The sequence below is a fragment of the Fenollaria sp. genome (assembly GCF_057222035.1).
This window is the reverse complement of the sequence record NZ_JBXXYC010000011.1, coordinates 1-23,080: the sequence shown is the minus strand read 5'-3', so window position 1 is coordinate 23,080 and position 23,080 is coordinate 1. Positions and strand designations below refer to the sequence as shown.

The following is a 23,080-nucleotide window of genomic DNA, read 5'->3' as shown; positions in this document are numbered from 1 at the left end:
CATCTAAGCACGAAGCCCCCCTTAAGATAAGATTTCCTTTAAGTAAGACACCTTGAAGACCACAAGGTAGATAGGCAGTAAGTGTAAGAGTAGTAATACTTTGAGCCTAACTGTACTAATATGTCGAAAACTTGATCAAAGACGCTTATTAAGCATTATGGTTATTAAGAAATGTGGCAGCAATAGCAAGAGGGAAACACCCGTAACCATACCGAACACGGAAGTTAAGGCTCTTAACGCTGAAGGTACTTGGTTGGAGACGACCTGGGATAATAGGTAGCCGCCACTTAAAAAAAGCAGTTCATTTGAACTGCTTTTCTTTTGCATTCAATGAAGAACCTCACCCACTTACTATGCTTCGCATAGAGTGGGTCCCGAGAACCTTGGTGCTTCGCACGAGCAATCTTGGCTAGTTTAGAATTTTTCGTCGCTGCGGAGTGCCACTAGCACACGTTAAGTCCATGCACCAAGAGAACGAGTGAAACGAAGTTCGATTGGCTATGCATGCCTTATGCCAGAGCTTACAAAGAGACGGAACGAAGTGAACGTCGATTTGATTAAACTTACGGCCACTCCAAAAAATTCTGCACAACGCCAATCTCATCATAGCGTAAAGGTTCTTGTCCGTTAGGACAAGGTTCTTCATTGCTCTGCAAAAGTATCCTTCGTAGTAATTTTATATAGATACTTATTTGTTGTTGGCAATACTCATGTACGTTTATTACATTCCGTTTGCCGAAAAGCTTCACTGCGTCTCATGCATCATAGCGTAAAGGTTTTAGGACTTATAGTCCTAAGTTCTTCAACATTTTTTATAGATACATTGTGTAAAAAAATATTATTCAACTTAGTCTTGCAAAATTCCTCCCCATAAGTTATACTTATATTAAGATATATTCTTAATAAAAATAGGGAGGATTTTTTTATGAAAAGAAAAAATAAATTTATTTTAGCTCTTGTTTTAATGCTAGTGTTCTCAACAGTAGTATTTGCAGCAAGAAAGGTTAACATCACAGTTACTTATGACAACATCAAAGTAGTTGTTGATGGAAAAGAAGTTCAATTTGGCAAAGACACAAAGGGTAATCAAATCGAGCCATTCATTTATAATGGCACAACATATCTACCTCTACGTGCAGTTGCCGAAGCAGTTGGCAAAGAAGTTAAGTGGGATCAAAACACTAAGACAGCTTTCTTAGGCGATGGCACAGTTGACATGGGTGAAGTAAATAAGCCATTAACTGAGATTATGAAACCATTTAGCACAGAAAAGGCTGAAGTTATAGCTAAAGATGAATATAAGACAAAGTTCTCTTTAGGTGGAAAAGAATATAACAACGGTATTCTTTTTAACTCTTACACTTATAAAAAGGGACATGCTAATTTTAACCTAGAAGGCAAGTACACTAACTTAACAGGTCTACTAGGCGCTGACCAAGAAGGACTTACTGTAAAGGTAGACTTTATTGGCGATGGCAAACTTATTCAATCATTTGATGTAGTTGGCGGTCAATTACCAGTAAACGTTAACCTAAACGTTACAGGCGTTAGACTTCTTGAAATTAAGTTTGAATGGACAGACGGTCTATACAGCACAACATACACTGGTTTTGCTGATACATTTGTAAAATAATAAATATAATCATAAATATAATCATAGCAGCGTATATTTGTATGCGGCTTTTTTGCGTAAAAATCCATTTTGTGATATAATTCACTAAAGGAGGCTTATGTATATGACTAAGACCATGAAAATAATATTATATACAGCACTTGCAATACTTTTAGCCATCGCTTTGTTTATAGTACTATCATTCTATGGCAATCCCATTAGCAAAATTATGGCGGATAAGGCGGCGGATAAATATTTAGAAACACATCACACAGACCTTGACCTTGTGCGTGAGCGCGCCTATTACAATTTTAAGGACGGGACCTACGTCGTAAGGCTCTGGGACAAGAATAGCATTGATACAAAGTTTACACTTGAGTTCGATAGCTTTGGCGAGATGAAGCGCGACACTTTTGATGATAGGCTTTTCAACACTTTCCGCAGATACATGGGCTTTTTAGACGACTTAGCAGATGAGGTAGCTAAGGACAGCGGACTTGATTTTGTAATTTGGCTAAGACCAGATGATGACTTTGATTATAAAGCATATCTCACACTTGATCAAGACTTCGATGCAGATAATTTGCCAAGCAAGATTACAGCAGGTTTTAAGGCTTATGCAGAAAAACCAAGTTTAGATGATTTAATGAATGGACTTAAAAAAGTCTACGAGGCTCTTAAGGAAAGAAATATAGCCGTGTCCACTTATTCAGGCCTTGTAGTTCCTAACGCTGATAAGGCTGAAGAGGGCAGGGCAGAATCTTGGGCGAACGCTATCAGCGCGGGTGACGTGCCAGAGAAAGTGATTGTGGATGGGGACTTAGACGAGCTGAAGAGAATTTATGACAAGGGCAATAAAATTTTAAACAAATAATACGAATGATTTTATTCCCTAAATAATGAATAATATTTTAAAATTATGAAAGTATTTGATAAAATAAAAATATAAATTTCAAAGAATTTGGAGGTATAGACAGATGACAATTAATAAATTTTCTTTTAAATAATACGAGAGGTTAAGTCCTCTCAAAAAATAAGGAGGATTTATGATATATATAGATAATCTAAAAAAAGAAATTAACACAAGAACGTTATTTGAAATAAAAAATTTGACCATTGGAGAAGATAATAAAATTGCTTTAATCGGTGATAATGGAGCTGGTAAAACAAGTTTCTTTAAAATTCTAATAGGCCAAGATACAGACTACAGTGGGAAAATTGATGTACAAATTAAAATAGCCCATCTTTTAAATGACTATGAAGAAGAAAAATTTTCACATGATAACTATCTTAAAGCTAAACTTAATAAAGAGGAAAAATTTAGTCCTGGTGAATACCAAAGACTGAAGCTAGCGAAACTCTTATCGAATGAACAAAGTTTTTTATTGATTGATGAACCAACATCTCATTTAGATATAAAACAGAAGAAAAACTTAGCAGAAAGTCTAAGAAATAGAGATAAAGGTTATATTCTTATTTCCCACGACCGTGATTTTATAAACCAAACATGTGATAAGATTTTTGAATTATCACATGGAGAACTAGAAGTATTTAATGGTGACTATACTTTCTACCTGGATGAAAGAGTTAAGAGGAAGAAATTCGCTCAGAAAGAATACGAAGGCTATGTTAATGAAAAGAAAAGATTGACAGGCATAGTAAATGACATAAAAGCTCAAACGTTAAAAGTGAGAACAACTCCCAAAAGAATGGGCAATTCAGAAGCTAGACTCCATAAAATGGGTGGACAAGGCAATAAGAAAAAACTAGATAAGCAAGTTAAATCCATTAAATCAAGAATAGATCAGCTTGAAGTTAAAGAAAAGCCAAAAGAAGAAGCCGAAATTAAATTAACTATTGATGAAAAGGATAAAATATTTTCCAAAGTACTAGTAAGAGCTGAAAAATTAAGTAAAAGCTTTGATGATAAAGTTCTTTTCGATAATGCTAATTTTGAAATCCCAAATAAGAAAAAGATAGCTTTATTAGGAGATAACGGTTCAGGAAAAACAACTATTTTAAATATGATTGTAGACAAAGAAGTATGGTGTCATCCTAATCTTAAAATTGGCTATTATAGTCAGTTGGGTGAAATTATTGATGAAAAGAAAACAGTATTAGAAAATGTTTTTGAAAGCTCAATCTATGATCAAACGATGACTAGAATTATTTTGGCTAGGTTAGGATTCAAAGAAGACGAAGTCTTTAAGATGGTAGACGTTCTAAGCGATGGGGAAAGAGCAAAGGTAAAGCTAGCAAAGCTTGTCACATCTGATTTTAATTTTTTAATTATGGATGAACCAACGAACTTCCTAGATATTAGAGCAATTGAAGCCTTAGAAGAATTGTTGATAGGATATGATAGACCGCTACTGTTTGTGACCCACGATGTCTCGTTTGTAAATAACATAGCGGATGGACTTATTATCATTAAGAACAAAAAGATAGAGAGTTTTTCGGGCAACCTAGCTCAGTATCAACATCGTAGAGAAGAGTTGAAAGAAAATAAAAATTCTAACGATTTTCTTATAGAATTTAGATTAACTGCCATTAATAATCGTTTGGCAAGTGAGATTTCAAAAGAAGAAAGAGAAGAATTAGAAGCAGAGTACGAGAGACTTTTGAAACACAGAGATAATAATTAAAGCTTATGGACCAGCAAGCCTCTAGACTTCTATCGTAATCAGATGCTACAGACATTGATTTTGCTTAGGATTTTCACCAATTTATGACAAGGGCAATAAGATTTTAAACAAATAATACGAAATATGAGCGTGGTAGTCCCACGCTTTTTCTATTACTTAGGCCATAAATAATATCTATAATAAACCCAATCAATATAAAGAAATTTAATGCGTGTGTAAATTCTCCTCTTTAGAACGAATATATAGAAAAAATTCTATATATTTTGCAAAAACATATTGACTTTTTTCTATATGTATGTTAGTATTGATTTAGAGATAAGAAAGGAGTGAAGGATATGTGTGAAAATATTTATGAAGCTGTTTCTAAAAAGCTTAAGGCGATATCGGATCAAAAGAGGCTAAAGATTGTTGACATGCTATCTTGCGGTGAGCTTTGTGCCTGTGAGATTCTTGAAAAGTTTGACATCACTCAGCCGACTTTGTCGAGTGATATGAAAAAGCTTGAGGAGGCAAAGCTTGTCACAAGCCGCCGCCAGGGCAAGAACACTTACTACACGCTAAACAAAAAGGTGCTTGAGCACTTCCTTGAGCAGCTTGAGTATATTTTTGGCGACAAGCCTGATTGCATCTGCCACAGCGAGGAGAAGCTTGATTACTAATATATTTATATAAATTTTGAATATATTAAGCTAATAAGCGCCTAGCACGGCACCCATACGCATCTGATATGGCGAAATGCACTAAAATAATTTTTAAATTTTTAAATAATTAAATCTAAAGGAGACAATATGAAAAAAGCAAATAATAAAGCAATAGGATCATTTCAAAAGAATTTATCGATATGGGTATTGATATGCATGGTTTTTGGAACTTTGCTTGGTAAATTCATCCCTGCAATTCCACAGCTACTGAATAAACTATCTATCGCAGGTATTTCTGTTCCGATAGCTATTTTGATTTGGGTTATGATATATCCAATGATGATAAAGGTAGACTTTCAAAGTATAAAAGAAGTAGGCAAAAATCCTAAAGGACTATTTATAACATGGATAACAAATTGGCTAATCAAGCCATTTACAATGTTTGCCTTGGCTTACGTATTTATGTTTGTAATCTTTAATTCATTTATTACTCCGCAGCTAGCAACAGAGTATTTGGCTGGTACGGTGCTTCTTGGAGCAGCGCCTTGCACTGCCATGGTTTTTGTTTGGAGCACTCTAACTGATGGTAACCCAGCATATACCGTTGTACAAGTAGCAACAAACGACCTTATCATCTTGTTAGCTTTTGTGCCGATAGTAAAATTTTTACTGGGCGTTTCAAATGTAGTTGTTCCATACAGCACATTGTTTATAAGTATCTTTCTATTTGTAGTAGTGCCACTAGTTGCAGGTGTACTTACTAGAGTAGTTGTTACTAAAAAGAAAGGAAAAGAGTATTTAGAAAATAATTTTCTACACAAATTTGACAATGCAACAAGCATCGGCCTATTGTTAACTCTTGTACTAATATTTAGCTCTCAGGCAGAGGTAATCATCAATAATCCACTTCACATCATATTGATAGCAGCGCCACTTATAATACAAACTTATTTAATATTTTTCCTTGCATTTGGAGCAAGTAAAATACTAAAACTACCTTTTGATATTGCCTGCCCTGCTGGCATGATAGGTGCATCAAACTTTTTTGAACTTGCCCTAGCAGTTTCGATAGCTTTGTTTGGAACAAAAAGTGGAGCTGCGCTAGCTACTACTGTAGGAGTGCTTACCGAAGTACCTGTCATGCTCTCACTAGTTAAAATAGCTAATAAGTCAAAAGCTAAGGCTAATATATAAAGATATATTGGGATAAAATATAAGATTTATTTGAAATGAAATTAGCTTATCTGTACTGGATAAGCTTTTTTCTTCCCCTATTCCTGCCCATATCTTGCCAAAATCGTCATTTAGTGGTACAATATACTCAGGTGATACTATGGATTTAAAGGCGAAACTCAAAATTTTATCTGACTCGGCGAAGTACGATGCCTCATGCTCTTCGTCTAATTCTTCACGCAAAAACTCTGGAGGCATTGGTAATGCTGCTTCATCCGGCATCTGTCACAGCTGGTCTGAGGACGGCCGCTGCATATCTCTTTTAAAAATCCTATTTACCAACGTTTGCATCTATGACTGCGAGTACTGCATTAATCGCGCTTCGAACGATGTAGCGCGCGCTTCCTTCACGCCCGAAGAGGTCGCTGAGCTCACTATGAACTTTTACATCCGTAACTACATCGAGGGTCTATTCCTTTCAAGCGCAGTCATCAAGAGCCCCGACTACACCATGGAGCAGCTTATCAGAACAGCTGAACTTCTTCGTAACACCTACCATTTCAATGGTTATATACATATGAAGGTTATACCGGGCGCGTCAAAAGAGCTAGTCACAAAACTATCGTCCCTGATCGATAGGGTATCTGTTAATATTGAGCTTCCGACTGAAAAGTCACTTAAAATGCTCGCTCCGCAAAAAACAACTGAGGGCATCATGAAGCCCATGAACAATATTAAAATGGCAATAGCCGAGAACAAAGAGGACAGGCGCAAGTACAAGAGCGCTCCACTCATTGCCCCGGCTGGTCAAACCACGCAGATGATCATAGGCGCCGCGAATGAAAGTGACGAGACCATAATCACGAAGGCATCGCTACTTTACAAGGGTTTTAACATGAAGCGCGTGTATTATTCGGCCTTCGTTCCGGTCGTGAAATCGAAGTACACGACGGGCATCAAAGCCGCTCCACTACTTAGGGAGCACCGCATCTACCAAGCGGACTGGCTGATGCGCTTCTACAAATTTAAGCCCTCTGAAATCGTTTCGCGCACAAGTCCCATGCTCGACCTGGACCTTGATCCCAAGGCGTTTTGGGCGATAAATCACATTGAGCTCTTCCCGATCGAGGTCAACAAGGCGAGCTACGAGGAGCTTCTTCGCGTGCCTGGCTTTGGGCCGACGACTTGCCGCCGTATTATCAACGCAAGGCGCTTTGCCAAGCTGTCGTATGACGCCCTAGAGAACATGCACATCTCCTTAAAGCGTGCCAAATACTTCATCACAGTAGGCGGGGTATATAGGGGCGGCAAAATTGACACACGTGACAATCTTCGCATAAAACTTATGGATAAGGTGAATCTAAATGAACAGCTATCGTTATTTTGATTATGATAGGTCTTTCGATGGACTCATGACTGTCATCTTTGATTTATATGAGGACATAGAACGCGCCAAATTTATGCCCGAGGCGCAAAGCAATTTATTTGACACGAAGATATTTATCACCACGGATATGGTAAAGGCCACTCGCGTACTCAAAGCGCTTGAGGACAAATTTCCGAAGCGTTTCATGAGAGAGCTAATCGCAGTTTTTTTGTCCTGTGACACTAATAAGGAAGATATTTTAATCAGAGTCATAAAAGGCGTTTTTGAGCGTGGTTACGGCTACATCTTCTCCTCAGAGAAGGCTGCGAGCGAATTTCGCCGCATTCGTAGAAATGTTTTATCAGAAAATCATTCGTATAAAGGTCTTTTGCGTTTCAAGGAAGTAGATGGCGGCGTGATGCTCGCTGAGTTTGCACCGAAAAATGATATATTGACACTAATTGTGCCACATTTTGTGAAAAGATTTCCTACCATAAACTTCGTAATCGCTGATGTGAAGCGAGGAACGGCAGCCATGCACATGGACGGAAAAGTAGAATTTTTAGAGCTAAAGGAGCTTGACTACACAATTAGCGAGAGAGAACAATTTTTCGAAGAGGCTTGGAATGATTTTTACAAAGCCACCCGCATAGATGAGAGACGTAACGAAAAGCTGATGATTTCAAACATGCCAAAGCGTTACTGGCGCTACTTAGTTGAAAAATAGCTTGTAATTTGGAGTTTTTTCAACTATAATATAATTAATGATTTTATCTATCTAAAGAAATAAACAAATTTGAGTAAAAAGGAGTGAGATTTTGATAAAAGAGAAATTTAAAGAGGTTCTAGCGACCGTTTTGCCAATCTCGCTACTCGTTGTAGTACTGAATTTTACAGTAGTTCCGCTTGAAGCAGACGTCTTCATACGCTTTTTACTCGGAGCACTTTTCATACTTTTGGGTCTAACGATATTTTTAATCGGCGTTGACCTTGGCATCACGCCTATGGGCGACAGTTTCGGTCACGCAGCCGTTAGAAGCGGCAAACTTTGGGTCATAGCAGTCATGGGACTTGTACTTGGCTTTGTCATTTCCATAGCTGAGCCGGATTTACACATCTTGGCAGATCAAGTTGGTGACGTAACTCTAGGCGTTGTATCCAAATCAAGCCTAGTTATACTTGTGTCAATGGGTGTCTCAGCACTGATATCGCTTGGCATGATACGTATAGTAAAAGTATTTTCATTAAAGACATTCTTGCTAATAACTTATGGCGTAATACTAGTACTTGGCATACTTGCAGACCAGTTCTTCCTAGCAGTATCCTTTGATGCATCGGGAGCAACAACTGGGGCACTTACTGTACCATTCTTACTAGCTTTATCCGCAGGTGCCTCCGCCATTAACAAAGACAGCCAAAAATCAGAAGAAGACTCCTTTGGTCTAGTTGGCATCGCATCCGCAGGCGCCATCATCGGTGCACTTATCTTAGGCATGATATCAAATCCAAAATTCGGTGACGCGCCAGACATAGCCGGGGCAGCCGAAGCTGGCATTTTATCACGATTCATCCATGAGGCGCCGATAGTCGCAAAAGAGATAATCATCGCACTATTACCAATAATATTGATATATGTGATCTGCAATATACTCTTCTTTCATAATTCAAAAAGAGCAAACGCAAGAGTCGCAACCGGCTGCATTTTAACCTTCGTAGGACTTGTAATCTTCCTAGTTGGTGTAAACAGCGGGTTTATGGACGTCGGCCGCTACATCGGTCACGTTCTGGCAACAGAGCACAGCAAGACATTCATAGTCGCAATCGCCTTTCTGATGGGCGTACTAACTATACTTGCCGAGCCGGCAGTTCACGTACTTACAAATCAAATCGAAGCCGTTACGGCAGGCTCAATCAAAAAATCAGTCGTACTCATGACCTTGTCAATAGGTGTCGGCATCGCGGTTGCCTTGTCGATTCTTAAGATATTAGTCCCAGGGATGCAGCTTTGGCACGTTCTGCTACCAGGATACATCATCTCATTTATTATAATGAAAAAAGTGCCAAATCTATTCGTCGGCATCGCCTTTGACTCAGGCGGAGTTGCCTCAGGACCAATGACAGCAACATTTATACTTGCCTACGCACAAGGCATTGCGGCATCAACACCAACAGCGGATTTGCTTATAGACGGTTTCGGTACCATCGCCATGGTAGCGATGACACCGCTTATAGCCTTGCAAATACTTGGTCTATTCTATGTGAAAAATAAGGGGGGAGTGAAGAATGCGTAATTTAAAGTCTCGTCACTTAGAGATGCTAGTCGTAATAGTTGAGCAGAATAAGGCGAGCAAAGTCTTGCATTTAGCGGATGAGAAGGGCGTTACAGCCTCAGTTGCCATGCTCGGCATAGGCACAGCATCTAGGACATTATTCGACTACCTAGGTCTAAACGATAAGAAAAAAGCAGTTCTCTTGCTCTTCGGAAAAACTGAGGAAATCGAGGATCTAGCTGATTATTTAGTAGAAAAATTGGAATTAAATAAGCCAAACCACGGAATCGCCTACATCGAGAGCGCATTCAACGTCTTTGGCACAGAAGATAATGACAATGGTAATGGAAGTGAAAATATTAAAAGAGGTGAAACAATGTACAACGCCATCTATACAATAGTTGAAAAAGGAAACGCAGAGGACGTCATCGAGGCCGCACAAAAGGCAGGCTCACGAGGCGGAACTATAGTAAACGCAAGAGGTTCGGGCAGTGAAGAGGCGCGCAAAGTCTTTAACATGTTCATCGAGCCCGAAAAAGAAATAGTTTTGATTATATCAGAAGAAAAAATGACAAAGGATATAGTTGATTCGATAAGGAAAGAGACTGGGATTGAGGAGCAAGGAAAGGGGATAATTTTTATTACAAATGTTAACCAAACCTATGGTTTGGTCAAAAATTAGGATTTTGCGTTAGAATTGCGCCTAAGGCTCGTTCGTTTTGTTGACAATGCTCGAGTACTATTTGTACACTCCGCTTGTCAAAAAACTGCACTTCGCCTTATCCATCAATTCTCTCCGCAAAATCTGTGTGCGATGTTTATTCATTTTGTTCATCAAATCGCTCTGCAAAATTAGGATTTTGCGCCAAAACGAGCCCTTGAACTCGTTTTTTCCGCAAAATCTGTATGGCGGCTGGTAGTTTGATCTTTTAGACAAATTTTCCGGCGTAGCGTAAAGGTTCACGTCCATTTATGGACGGGGTTCTTCAATTTGCCCTTCGTAGTAGATTATGAAATTTACTCTTAATACAAAATTGCAAAATCTGTATGGATATGAGCGGTTTGAGTTTTTGATTAAATCGATATGAAATTTATTCTTAATACAAAATTACAAACTAAATATTTTACATTTTAAGGCAAACTATATATATAAAAAAGATAAGGTCACTAGGCCTTATCTTTTTTTTGTATATAAATAATTTTAAGCAAAAATATTATCAAGAATATTATTAAAAACAATATCAAAACTATTCTCAAATATTTTCAAAACTATTCTCAAAACATTTATTAAAAATATTTCACTAAATATATTTCAATTTAAAACCATTTTTTTAATATATATATATAATTTTAATATATATATATAAGAAGAAGAGAAGTATAATTGTGCAAAAAATGCATTTTTGTAAAGTTTATGTTAAGATTGTGTTAAATTTTTGCAATTTAATTCACTTAATTAAATTAAACTGTACAAAACGCATAATTATGTGGTATAATAAGGGTGATTGTTTATGAATATAATCGAGACATATAAACAAATATACTAAGGGGGAAAAAGTTATGAGAGGCAAATTTAATTTTAAAAGACAGTTGACATTCTTACTAGCTATAATGATGCTTCTTACTGCTGTGCCTGCTAATTTATTGGCGCAAAGCGTAAGTGATGATAATTATAGTATTAAGTATAATGACAATATTTTACGTAGGGAGGACTATATCAACAAAGTTGATAAGCTTCCTTTAGTTGCGGCGAAGCCAGGGGAGGGCGAAAAATCAGAAGATTTTGCTAAAAATCCTAAGCAGCCTATGCGCTATACAGTTCGTGCTGACTTTAAGGTTGAGCGTGGCGATGATTATGTCATCAGCTATCAGCCATACATTGCGACTGTTGGGGATGCTGCAAGTGATGAGGAAAAGGCAAAGGTCAATAAAGAATTGAAATTTCCTGTATTTGACGGATACACTAGTGCAACTAAAAAAACTATAGTAGACTATAAGTTCGTTAAGGAAAGAGCTTTGAAAGGCAAGAAGATAGAAGATCCGGACCTAGGTATTGAAAAGAAAGGTCCTTTCGAAGCTATATACAAGCCGACTGAAAGCACTGTCTTGGTAAAGCATGTTTTTCAAGACTTTGAACATCCAGAAAAATATAAAGAAAAGCCTGGCGACGATCCTGGCTACTTCCGTGAGACAACACAAACAGGTCTTACTGGTACTAGCTTAAAGATTCAGCCACTATCGGACTATGAAATCGAGGGTTATGTTCCTGAAAGCAACGATATAAGAACTCAAGTTCCTGAAAATCCTAAAAACTTTGAGGTTGAGTTCCGCTACAATCGTGCTTCTTATGACCTTGTATACAATACTGACGGTGGCACCATGATCCCCGCTCGTAGAGTATACTTTAAACAAGTGGTTCCTAAACTAGAACCTAGCGAAATACCTGAGAAAAAGGGAGGCATATTTCAAGGCTGGAAGGCATCTCATGATATAAAAACAAAGGGCGGAAAAGAATATAAAAAAGGCGAAATTATAAAAGATGACTTAGGAAATCCTATAAAAGATCTTAATGCAGATTTACTTGTTCCTGCCTTACGCCTAGGAAACAACAAAAGACCGGCAGAGAAACTTATCTTTACAGCAGTTTGGAAAGATGAGCCAAAAGCTAACTACGCAATACAGTTTTGGGTAGAAAAGGCCGACCATGCTGACAATGCACCCCTTTTAAATAAATACGACTACATTGGTACCCGTGTATATAAAGACCAAGACACAGGCTCACGTCCAAAGCTTGATGCTGAGAAACCTGGACCAGTAAAGTACACAGTAGATGGTAATAGAATAACTTTACCAGGATTAAACTTCCCAGACCTTGACAAGACACGTCTAGAAAAGATTTGGAATGGCGAAACATTTAACAAAAGAAGAAACAAACTACTAGATAAGTTCTTCGTTTACAATAAAGATCTAACAGACGATTTAAACTTTGAGCCGATAGATCCTAACAACCCTAACGCTGAAAGACAGATAAAGAAGGTTATGTCAGACGGCAGTACAGTCTACAACATTTACTACGACAGACAAGTTTACGACCTATACTTTACTAAGTCTAATGCACAGCCTAATAAAAACACTTTCTATCCTGAAATTTATGGCCGTGATCAAGTAAAGAATGAGTTGGTAAAATTAGGTGGACCTGGCAAGCCATACCACTACAAGGCGAGATTCAATGAGATGATGTATAAGTGGCCAAATGATGCTAAGCAAACCAAGGGCTTCACAGAAGGCTACCAAAGCTTTGGCTGGGGACCAAACTATAGTACTCCGTATTGGCCAGTTCACCTTGATACCCCTCCATATAGACTTAATGCTAAGGAGTTCCTTGACATGGATTGCTACAATGACAAGGGCGGCTATGCGAATAAGATAGACAATGGAGCTGGAGGCACTATAAAAGCTAAAGACTTTACAACCCTATCCTTTGGTATAAAACAGGATAAACCATCTATCCCTCACCACATGGACTTTTGGATGGACGGCTTTAAGGACGGCGAAACAATCATCGCCTACGACCTTGTTAGGACTAAGGCGGATACAGCTGACCCCAAATATACTCATAGGTATCCGGAAGTTCAAGGCTTTAAGGCTTATGACCCATTCATAGTAGAGGATAATCAAGAGAATGGCCGTGTTAGCGAGGATGACATTGATACTATAAACGACGATCGTGAGGAAATCACTCCATATCCAGGTAATGGCAAGGCTTACTATGACATCTATGGGTTTAACTCGCATGTAGGTGAGCTAAGATTTATACCAGCCTTCTTTAGCAACGCCGACGAATTTGGCGATCCATTGACTGATGAAGAAGGTAATCCTATAGTTAAACCATTTACAGAAAACGGCTACCTTCGCTTTAAATACAAACGTAATAAGTATCCACTAAGATTTAACTACGACCCATCCATCACTAAAGATGATACTGATTTTAATGACACAAACAAATTAGACACATTCTACCAATTCCCACTAAAGGTTTTAAGCCCTGATTTGGTTGAAAATGACTTAGCAAGAGATAAAAAAGAGTACTTCAAAGAGGATCCAGATAACTTTTTGGATAAACCAAATTATTTATTTAAATTAGGTCTATCTGATCTATTGCAAAGAGATAAGGATGATCCAAGTAAATTTGCTACAGAAACAATTAAGATTAAAGACAAAGAAACAGGCGTTGAAAAAGATTATACAACATACAAAGTAAGAAGACCTAAGGGCCTTTCACCTCAAATGGAATTCAAGGGCTGGGCACTAGACCCAGCAGGAGCTAAGTTAGTTTGGGAGAGCAAGGGCGAAACAATGCCTTCTCATCCAGTCAACCTATATGCTAAATGGGGCGAGCCTGACTACAAGTGGAAGATAACCTTTGATCCGAACCAAGGCAAGATGCCAGATTTAAAGCCAAAAACTATTACTAGAGAAGAAAAGACAATTAAAGAGGGTGACATCGGACTAGAAAAAGAAGTGACTTACCCTAAGGCAGGCTATAAGGACGAAAACGGAAAAGAGATAGCACCAACAGTTGGTGGCAAGAAGATATTTACTGTTGTTCAAAGACAAAAACTTGTTCCACCAGAGATACCTACTCGTGAAGGATACGAGTTTATGGGCTGGGAGCTTGTTAGATTTGAAAAAGATAATGATGGCAAGCTTATAATAGAAAATGGCGAGCCTGTCATAGATACTTCATACCGTGATAAATATAAAGTACCAGAACTTTATGCTTTTGACAACGATGTAGTAAGCGACCTTTATCTAAGAGCTATCTGGAACAAAAACGACCTTATTAATATCGTCGCATACCATCACTATCTAGATAAAGACTATAAAGAAAAGTCTATGTATAGACAAATTCTTAAAAACAGAAGAGTTGGCTCATACGTTGGAGCTGTTGGTAGCCGTCAAGATGATACTAGGATACTAGTACCTAAGGACGAGTGGGACATACTAGCAGAAAAGAACATAACAGAGATAGACGGTTCAATGACTTATAGTGACTACACTAGATTTGATCCAAACAATCCAAGGGTAAACTCATACTATCAACAGATAGTTGTTAAGCCAGAAAAAATTGAAGTTAAAAAAGAAAATTCAGAAGAAACTAAACTAATTGATAATCCTGAGGCGAAATACAATGTATTCCACTACTACTACAGACCATTTAGGCAAAGAGAGTACAAAGTTAACTATGTGGATGCAAGAGCTAAGGACAAGATAGAAACCATCTTCGAGATGGATGCATTAAATAAAGAAATTCCTAAACTTGAAATACAAATCAAAAGAACTAGGGACGCGAATGAAAAGCAAAAACTTGAAGATATAAAGAAGAAAAAAGAAGATAGATTAGAAGAATTAAAGAAAATTAAGCCTAAAGAAAATCTAGAAACACTTACTAATAAATACGCGATAATTGACAAAGAAACAGTTACTAACGGTAACCGCGACTTTGATGCTAGAAACTTTAGACACATCCCTGGCTGGAAGCTTGTAAGCAAGCCACAACAACAGCTTTTCTTTGATGTTGAAGAAGAAAGCAACAGACTTTTAGGCATCAACGGTACTGGTATGGATGAAATCTATTTCTTCTACCAAGACATAAGAGTTATAGAAAGTAAAAAAGATGACCCAATACCAGATGGCTATGTTAGAATAACATACAAGATAGACGACAAAAACAAAGGCGGCACTTTCGTAGACAAAGACGGTAAAAAGGTAACAGAGCTTTACTACGATGTAATCAAGGGACTTAGATCAGACAATCTAGATGCAATCACACCAAAGGTGTGGGTAGACGGAGAACTTAATCTAGACGGATCGGAAAAGCAAAAAGAAGAAGGCAAATTCTACATTGCAGCAGATAACGGCAAGAACTTTATTAAGTGGGACAAGTCTCAATTACTAAATAAAGATACAGTCATCGAACAAAACTATACATTCACAGCCATCTTTGATTGGTCAGACGTTGCACCTAAGCCGATGATTAGAACAGAAGCTTATAAGCATACTGGCACTGAACCTTGGTCCAATAAATTTGCTCCGACTATAGAAGAATTAAAGAAGCAAATTATCTGGAGAGTTAAAGGCCAAGAAAAATCTTTACCAGACGATGCTACAGTTTATATCGAAGGCACATTAAAAGAAAATAATTCAGTAAAGACTGTAGAAGCAAAGAGCGATGAAGAGATAAACAAGATTATTTATGAAAAGGTAAAGGAACTTGGTAATACAGATACTAAGGAACTAGTTCGTACTGTAAATATCAAAGCTTATGTTAAATTCAAAGATGAAAAAGATGTTAAAGAGCTTGATATCCCAGTAAAAGTTTACAAAAACGTTTATGAAGCACTTACAAACGGCGATATGCCAAAAGTTTTAAAGGATGCAACTACAGCACCTGGTGGCGATTTAGTAAAAGTAACTGGCGATTATGCTAAAGTAACAGTTGCACCTACTGGTAACTTAAAAAATAAAGATAATAAGATTTACTATGTTAATAAAAATGCTTGGGTTAATATAAAGGAAGTAGAAATTCAGTCTGACGAGGCAAAAGGAACTGGCTTTATGAAGTGGACTGCAGATAAAGCTAATCAAAATGAAACTAGTGGCAAATTTGACTTTACTAAACGTCATAAGTTTACTGAAAATACAGTAATTACACCAAACTTCTCAGACGATGTAAAAGAACAAATAGGTCCAGATAAACCAGATGTTCCAGGCGACTTTGTAAAAGTTATTGTTGAGAAAACTATTAAAGCCGACCTAAAAAATGGCGAAGCACAAACACAAACATTCTGGGTTAATCCAACAAAAGAAGTGACTATACCAGTTGCTAAACCTAATGGAAAAACTATTGATCCATCAGGAACAAATCCACAACGAATAGCTTATATGTTCGAAAAGTGGACAGACGATAAAGGCCTTGGTCCATGGACTGATACAATTAAAGCTCAGTTTACAGAAACAGTAACAAATATTACTGCAAATTATAAGCAAGCGGATAATATAATCAAATATGATCCGGAAGAGCCTGAAAAAAGACCAGATGGCTATGTAAGAGTTAAATTCGATGCAGATGAAGGCTTGACATTAAGTGAGGTAAAATACTACTATGTAAAGAAAAATGCAGGAGTAAAATTATCTGACCTTAAAGAAGACGAAATAAATTATGGATATCCAAAAGTTAAGGCAAAAACTGGATATAAATTTACAGAGTGGACGCCAGCAGATGAAGAAATTGGCGATAAAGATATAACAGTTAAAGCAAATGCTGAAAAACTTGATTCATTTATACCGGATGATGGTAATCATGATAAACCAAAGGGTTATCTAGAAGTAGAATTCGTAATTAATAATGATGATAAAACTAAGGGTAATCTTGAAGGTGTAATAAAATATTTTGTTAAACCAAATGAGTACGTGCCACTAAACCCTCCAGAGCCAAAGCCTAATACAGGATATGAATTTGGTGCTTGGGATAAGGATGCTAAAATACCAACAGAATATAAAGACCCAGTGACAACTATTACAGCAAGCTTTAATGAGTTAGATGCTGTATCACCCGTGTTAAAACCTGGTTATGTAAAAGTTGAATTTACTATTGATGGCGTTGGTGGAGATATTGTCACTGGTCAAATAAAAGAATACTATGTAGATCCAAATAGAGCAGTGACACTTAACCCTCCTACAACAAAGGCTAATATAGGCTATGAATTTGACAAGTGGGATCAAGATACTACTACAACAGCTACGAAATATACTGAAAACACAACAGTTAAAGGTAATTTCAAAAAGCTTGACGATATTATTCCATCAAAGGATAATAATGGTAATAAAAATGCAAAACCAGAAGGTTATGTAACAGTTACCTTTGATAAGGGCGACCACGGAAGTTCTATAAGTGGAGAAACTGTCTTCTACGTTAATCCTACTGTTAATAAAACATTAGCTAACATTACTACAAAGCCTACTGTTATAGCAGATACTGGTCATGCATTTAGCAGCTGGGATATGGGCGATACGACACCTATAAATAATGATATTACAGTTACTGCACAATACACAGACTTTGACAATGTTATTCCAAAATTTAAAGACGATGGAGTAACGCCAAACGATATACCTAATGGTTATATCGAAGTTACTTTTGACCCAACAGATAAAGCTACTGACCCTACAAAAAAAGTTGTTTATGTTAGACCAAACACAGCAGTGGCATTAAAGGGATTTGAACCAAAAGTTGAAGCAAAAGTTACAACACAAGTTAGTTATGAATTTTCTGGCTGGGATGTAGATTTAACTTTACCTACAATATATAGTAGTCCAAGAACAATCACAGCTCAGTATAATAGCGATGACGATATTAGCAAGACATATAAAGATGGTTATGTAAAAGTAGAATTTAAAACAGACACAGCAAAGGGAACACTACAAGGAGATATAGATCTTTGGGTAATACCAAATAAGGAAGTAACTATACCAGCTCCTATTGTTACACCTAAGTCTGGTCATAAATTTACAGGATGGAATAAACTATTAAAAGTTACTTTACCAGCTGATTTACCACAAGGTGCTACAGTTTATGAGATAACTGCGCAATATGATGATGCAGAAAATATTATTCCGGAAAAAGATGGGTCTGGTAATACAAATGCAAAACCAGAAGGCTATGTAACAGTTACCTTTAGAGCAGATGATAACGGTAAGCTTGAAGGCGATAAAGATGTAATAACTTACTTTGTAAATCCTGATGCAGGAGTAATGATTGTTGATGCAGTAAAGGATAAAGCTAAACAGATTGCAGTGCCTAAGACTAAACCAGATACAAATTATGCAAATGATAAGTGGTATGAAGACATTGACAAAACAAATCCAATTAAGACTGACTTAGAATATGTGGCTAGATTTAATAAAGGCAAAGTCACTTTAACTTATAGCGCAGGAGAAGGAACAGGAACTCTTCCAATACCAGTTATAGTTGATAACGGCACAAAAGTAAGACTTGCACCAGCAACTGGCTTAAGCAAGGCTGACGCTAAGTTCGCTGGCTGGAAGATAGGCAAAAAAACTTATCAAGTTGCCGAAGAAGTAGAATTAACAGAAAATACTACAGCCACAGCTCAGTGGACTAAAGATGAAGACATCATTTACTATGATCCAAAAGAGCCTACAGAAAGACCAGATAAAAGCTATGTAAGAGTTACTTTTGAAGCAGATAATGGATTAACATTAACAGAGCATAAGGCTTACTATGTAAAGAAAGATGCTGGTATAAAACTTGCTAAATTAACTAAACCAACTTATGATCCTAATACAGGTTATGTATTTAAAGAGTGGGATAAAGCAGATACAGATACAATCACAACAGACCTAGTTGTAAAAGCAAAAGCTACTAAGCTTGGCAACGTTATTCCAGAAAAAGATAATAATAATCAAGTCAATAAAAAGCCAGATGGTTATAAGGAAGTTACTTTTATTATTAAAGATGATGACAAAACTAAAGGCTCAATTACTGGCGTTGCAAAATTCTATGTAAATCCTAATGAATATGTAACTATAACTCCACCAAAAACAGAGGCTAGTACAGGATTTAAATTTGGCGGATGGGATAAGGATACTAATATTCCAACAGTTTATAAAGATGGTGCAACAATCACTGGATCCTTTAATGGACTTAATGATGTTATTCCAAAGACAAAGACTGACGATTCAGAAAAACCAGCTGGTTATGTAAAAGTTACCTTTGTAATAGATCCTTCTACAGGCGGTCAAATTGTTGGTGAAACTACTGTTTACTATGTAGATCCAAATAGAGATGTAACAATACCTCAACCAAAAACTCAAGCTGATACAGGCTATGAATTTGAACAGTGGGATAAAGATACGACTAAAGCTAAGAAGTATGCAGGTGACTTAACAGTTAAAGGAAACTTTAAAAAGCTTGAGGACATCATCCCATCAAAAAAAGATGATGGAAATCCAAATGCTAAACCAGGTGGCTATATTACAGTTACTTTTGATAAGGGACAAAACGGAAAAGATATAACAGGTAAAACTGTTTACTATGTAAATCCAAAGGCAGATCCAGCTAAGACTATTGGTCAAATAACAAAACCAACAGTAACACCAGATACTGGATATAAAGCAAATGGCTGGGATAAGGCTGACAATACACCAATAAAAGGATCGGAAGATATTGTAGTTAAAGCAAAGTACACTGTACTTCCTGATGTTATAGTTAAAACAGCTGATAATGATTCAGAAAAACCAGATGGCTACATCACAGTTACTTTTGATACTGTTGATAAAGGAAAAGGAGTAATAGGTTCTACTATTATTACTAAAAAAGTTTTATTTGTAAATCCAAATAAGGCAGTTAAATTAACAAATTATAAGCCAGAAGTAAATACTAAGGCAGGATACAAATTTGCTAGATGGGACGTATCTATTGATCAAGAAATTAAATATAAAGACGGAACTACAATCACAGCTCTTTATAACGAGCCAGAAAACATTTCTACTAAAGAAGTATATGGCTATGTAAAAGTTGAATTCAAAGAAGGCAAACACGGTTCATTACAAGGTCAAACTGAGTACTGGATAAAACCGGATAAAGATGTAAACGTTCCTGCACCTGCAGTTAAACCAAACATTGGTTGGAAACAAGATATAAACAATCCTTGGAACAGATCTTTAAAAGTAAAAGCACAATTAATAGACAGCCCTGTAACAATTACAGCAAATTATGAAAAACTTGATGATATTATTTCAGAAAAGAATATTGAGGGCTTGGACAGACCAGATGGCTACGTGACAGTTAAATTTGTAGGCGAAAACGGTACTTTAGAAGAACCTACTCTTTATTATGTAAAGCCTGGTACAAAAATTAATCTATATGACGAAAAATTTTCTGAGGCAATAATCAAAGAGGAAAACGCCGATATAGGCTATACTCATGAAGGTGGCGAATGGAGTACTGAAGACAAAGTAATCAAAAGAACAATCACAATAAATGAGAATACAACTCTGACTTATACTTTTGCACCATTAAAAGATGCAATCGAAAAAACAGATGAAAAAACAAAAAAACCAAAGGGTTATGTAATAGTAACTCTAAAGCCAACAGAAAAGGCAAAAGAAAATACCGATAAAATTTACTTTGTAAATTCTACAAGGCCTGTCACTATACCTTACTTTGAACCAACAGGCAAAGTAGAAACAATTAATGGCAATAAGTACGCTTATGTATTTAATACTTGGACATCTACAAGAGGTGTCTTTGGTTCTTGGCCTAATAGAAGTATTCAGGGAAGATTTACTCAAGATACAGACATCGAGGCTAGATACACTAAAACATCAGATTTACCACCTATTGCTAAGACGGGTGTAATAACTCCAGTAGGTGTAAAACCTGAAGCTAAGGATTTAATAAAGAACGTATATGATGAAAACAATCCAACAAACAAAGATAATTTACCAAAAGGAACAACATTTGAATATGTTACAGAGCCAGATGTAAGTAAATTAGGTTTAACAACAGCAAAGGTAAAAGTAACTTATCCAGAAAATGGTAATACTGTTACCGTAGAAGTACCTATAACAGTAGTTAAATCAGTAGGTGACATAGAATATGAACCTGAAGATGTAATTCCATTTAATCCGACTGATTTAGACAATCCAAATAACCCTATAAAGAGACCGGAGGGCTTCATAAAAGTTACATTCGAAGCAGATGCAGGAATAAGATTAACAGAGCCAAAGGCATATTATGTAAAGAAATATGCGAAGGTTAAGGGTAATCCAAATAAGGGATTAACTCTTAAAGCGTTTCAAAAACCAAGCTATGAACTAGCACAAGGCTACGGCTTTGCAAACTGGGATGACGATACTATTACTATAGGTGAAAGTGACATAGTTGTAAGAGCAAGAGCAAATAGAGTAGTTAAGCCAGACGATAAACCATCTTATCCAGAAGTTATCTACAGAGACAAAATTGTCGAAAAAGAAAAGATTGTTGAAAAGATTGTCAAAGTTGGCGAAAATGATGAAATGCAAAAAGAAATCAGATACATGCAAGGCTTTAACGGCAAGTTCAGACCATACGATGGCTTAAGAAGATGCGAAGCGGCACAAATCTTAGCCAACGCTCTAAAGGCTGACGGCTACAGATACGATGCAAACTACGCTCTAAGCTACAGTGACGTTGGAAACGTTTGGTACACAGACGCAATCAGAGTCGTAACTCAAGCGGGTGTATTCCAAGGATATAGCGATGGTACTTTCAAACCAGAAGGTAAGATCACTAGAGCTGAGTGGGTTGCAACACTTAGAAGGTTCCAAGACATTAAAGAGGCAAGTGGCAATACTATGATGCTAAGAAATGGTCACTGGGCAACAGCTGAAGTCGAAGCGGCTTATGAAGCTGGCTGGCTAGGCGTTTACCAAGATGGTACAGCGAAGTTTGATGCTGACAAGCCTATCACAAGACAAGAAGTTGCCTATGTATCTAATAGAGCCTTCAGAAGAGTGCTTGATAAGGTATATCTAAAGAGAAGCGTAAACACACTATTAACTTACAAGGATATCAATCCAAGCATGCCTCTATATGAAGACATACTATGCGCAAGCAACACATTGCTTACAGATAATAGATATTATAAGGCGAATACTGTTGTGATGGATAATCTTACATTTAATATCGTTACTGATTATTTAAGAATTCAACAAAAGAAATTCCAATACAATGTTATTAGATAATTAAACAATATAATATCAAAATAGAAAGAGACCTTAATCGGTCTCTTTTTTATAACGCATTTGATTTCTTGATCGTGCGAAGCACCAAGGTTCTCGGGACCAATCCAAAGCTTTAGCTTTGATGATGGGTGAGGTTCTTCAAATGCGCCCTTGCGCTCATTCGTTTCTCGGCAATGCTCGAGTACTCGCTTGTGCAGTTAAGTCCATGCACCAAGAGAACGAGTGTTAGCGATGTTCGATTGGCTATGTGTGCCTTATCCCAGAGTTTACAAAGAGACGGAACGAAGTGAACGTCAATTTGATTAAACTTACGGCCAAGCTTGCCTCGAAGTGCCATTTCGTGTGAATCGCATTTTATCTAAGAAATTGGCATAGCGACGGGCAAATAGAAAAATAGAAAGACGTATATCATTAAGATATGCGTCTTTTTGTATTAGAAAACCCCCAGTTAGACTGGGGGTTCAGTTTAGCTTTAGCGGTGATAAACAAACAAAAAACCTCCCTATTTGATATAATATAATTGTAATCTGTCAATTGCAATATAAAATCAAATAAGGGAGGAA

At 37.0% G+C, this 23,080-nt stretch carries 11 protein-coding genes and 2 rRNA genes; 12 read left to right on the top strand and 1 reads right to left on the bottom strand.

What is annotated here, in order from left to right:
- The 7 genes from AC2UOP_RS07030 to arsB all read left to right on the top strand — a co-directional run.
- Positions 1–139, top strand: a 23S ribosomal RNA gene (locus AC2UOP_RS07030); the annotation flags it as partial.
- 33 nt (positions 140–172) lie between these two features.
- Positions 173–289, top strand: a 5S ribosomal RNA gene (gene rrf, locus AC2UOP_RS07025).
- A gap of 636 nt (positions 290–925) precedes the next feature.
- Positions 926–1,633 carry a stalk domain-containing protein gene (locus AC2UOP_RS07020; protein WP_484833134.1) on the top strand — a complete coding sequence of 236 codons (708 nt, stop codon included), beginning with the start codon at positions 926–928 and terminating at the stop codon, positions 1,631–1,633.
- Between the two features lie 103 nt (positions 1,634–1,736).
- Positions 1,737–2,486 (top strand): YfjL-like protein, encoded by a 750-nt coding sequence (locus tag AC2UOP_RS07015; protein WP_484833133.1) that lies wholly within the window; start codon positions 1,737–1,739, stop codon positions 2,484–2,486.
- Positions 2,487–2,658: 172 nt separating this feature from the next.
- Positions 2,659–4,257, top strand: coding sequence for a ribosomal protection-like ABC-F family protein (gene abc-f, locus AC2UOP_RS07010; protein WP_484833132.1), 1,599 nt, complete (start codon positions 2,659–2,661; stop codon positions 4,255–4,257).
- 335 nt (positions 4,258–4,592) lie between these two features.
- The gene (locus tag AC2UOP_RS07005) at positions 4,593–4,916 is read left to right on the top strand and encodes an ArsR/SmtB family transcription factor (RefSeq protein ID WP_484833131.1); all 324 of its coding nucleotides are present in this window, start codon (positions 4,593–4,595) and stop codon (positions 4,914–4,916) included.
- Positions 4,917–5,045: 129 nt separating this feature from the next.
- The gene (gene arsB, locus AC2UOP_RS07000; protein ID WP_484833130.1) at positions 5,046–6,092 is read left to right on the top strand and encodes an ACR3 family arsenite efflux transporter; all 1,047 of its coding nucleotides are present in this window, start codon (positions 5,046–5,048) and stop codon (positions 6,090–6,092) included.
- Here the strand turns inward: arsB and AC2UOP_RS06995 are convergent.
- A complete protein-coding gene (locus AC2UOP_RS06995; RefSeq protein WP_484833136.1) occupies positions 6,069–6,353 on the bottom strand; it encodes a hypothetical protein in 285 nt (94 codons plus the stop codon). The genes arsB and AC2UOP_RS06995 overlap by 24 nt on opposite strands.
- Here AC2UOP_RS06995 and AC2UOP_RS06990 point away from each other — a divergent pair.
- From AC2UOP_RS06990 to AC2UOP_RS06970, 5 genes are all read left to right on the top strand, one after another.
- A complete protein-coding gene (locus AC2UOP_RS06990) occupies positions 6,256–7,458 on the top strand; it encodes a putative DNA modification/repair radical SAM protein (protein WP_484833135.1) in 1,203 nt (400 codons plus the stop codon). The genes AC2UOP_RS06995 and AC2UOP_RS06990 overlap by 98 nt on opposite strands.
- Entirely contained in the window at positions 7,436–8,164 is a 729-nt protein-coding gene (locus AC2UOP_RS06985) for a TIGR03915 family putative DNA repair protein (RefSeq protein ID WP_484833129.1), read from the top strand. Before AC2UOP_RS06990 ends, AC2UOP_RS06985 begins: the two co-directional genes overlap by 23 nt.
- A gap of 91 nt (positions 8,165–8,255) precedes the next feature.
- A complete protein-coding gene (locus AC2UOP_RS06980; RefSeq protein WP_484833128.1) occupies positions 8,256–9,728 on the top strand; it encodes a DUF1538 domain-containing protein in 1,473 nt (490 codons plus the stop codon).
- Positions 9,721–10,389, top strand: a complete 669-nt coding sequence (locus AC2UOP_RS06975; protein WP_106018394.1) for a P-II family nitrogen regulator — start codon at positions 9,721–9,723, stop codon at positions 10,387–10,389. The genes AC2UOP_RS06980 and AC2UOP_RS06975 overlap by 8 nt, the downstream gene beginning before the upstream one ends.
- 878 nt (positions 10,390–11,267) lie before the next feature.
- On the top strand, positions 11,268–22,517 hold the full coding sequence (locus AC2UOP_RS06970) for an InlB B-repeat-containing protein (RefSeq protein ID WP_484833127.1): 11,250 nt from the start codon (positions 11,268–11,270) through the stop codon (positions 22,515–22,517).
- Positions 22,518–23,080: the final 563 nt, after the last annotated feature.

Excerpts from the sequence above, each read along its gene's own strand:
- AC2UOP_RS06985 (WP_484833129.1), top strand. The coding sequence starts at position 7,436 with ATGAACAGCTATCGTTATTTTGATTATGATAGGTCTTTCGATGGACTC.
- AC2UOP_RS06970 (WP_484833127.1), top strand. The coding sequence starts at position 11,268 with ATGAGAGGCAAATTTAATTTTAAAAGACAGTTGACATTCTTACTAGCT.
- AC2UOP_RS07005 (WP_484833131.1), top strand. The coding sequence starts at position 4,593 with ATGTGTGAAAATATTTATGAAGCTGTTTCTAAAAAGCTTAAGGCGATA.
- AC2UOP_RS06995 (WP_484833136.1), bottom strand. The coding sequence starts at position 6,353 with ATGCCGGATGAAGCAGCATTACCAATGCCTCCAGAGTTTTTGCGTGAA.
- abc-f (WP_484833132.1), top strand. The coding sequence starts at position 2,659 with ATGATATATATAGATAATCTAAAAAAAGAAATTAACACAAGAACGTTA.
- AC2UOP_RS06975 (WP_106018394.1), top strand. The coding sequence starts at position 9,721 with ATGCGTAATTTAAAGTCTCGTCACTTAGAGATGCTAGTCGTAATAGTT.
- arsB (WP_484833130.1), top strand. The coding sequence starts at position 5,046 with ATGAAAAAAGCAAATAATAAAGCAATAGGATCATTTCAAAAGAATTTA.
- AC2UOP_RS07015 (WP_484833133.1), top strand. The coding sequence starts at position 1,737 with ATGACTAAGACCATGAAAATAATATTATATACAGCACTTGCAATACTT.
- AC2UOP_RS07020 (WP_484833134.1), top strand. The coding sequence starts at position 926 with ATGAAAAGAAAAAATAAATTTATTTTAGCTCTTGTTTTAATGCTAGTG.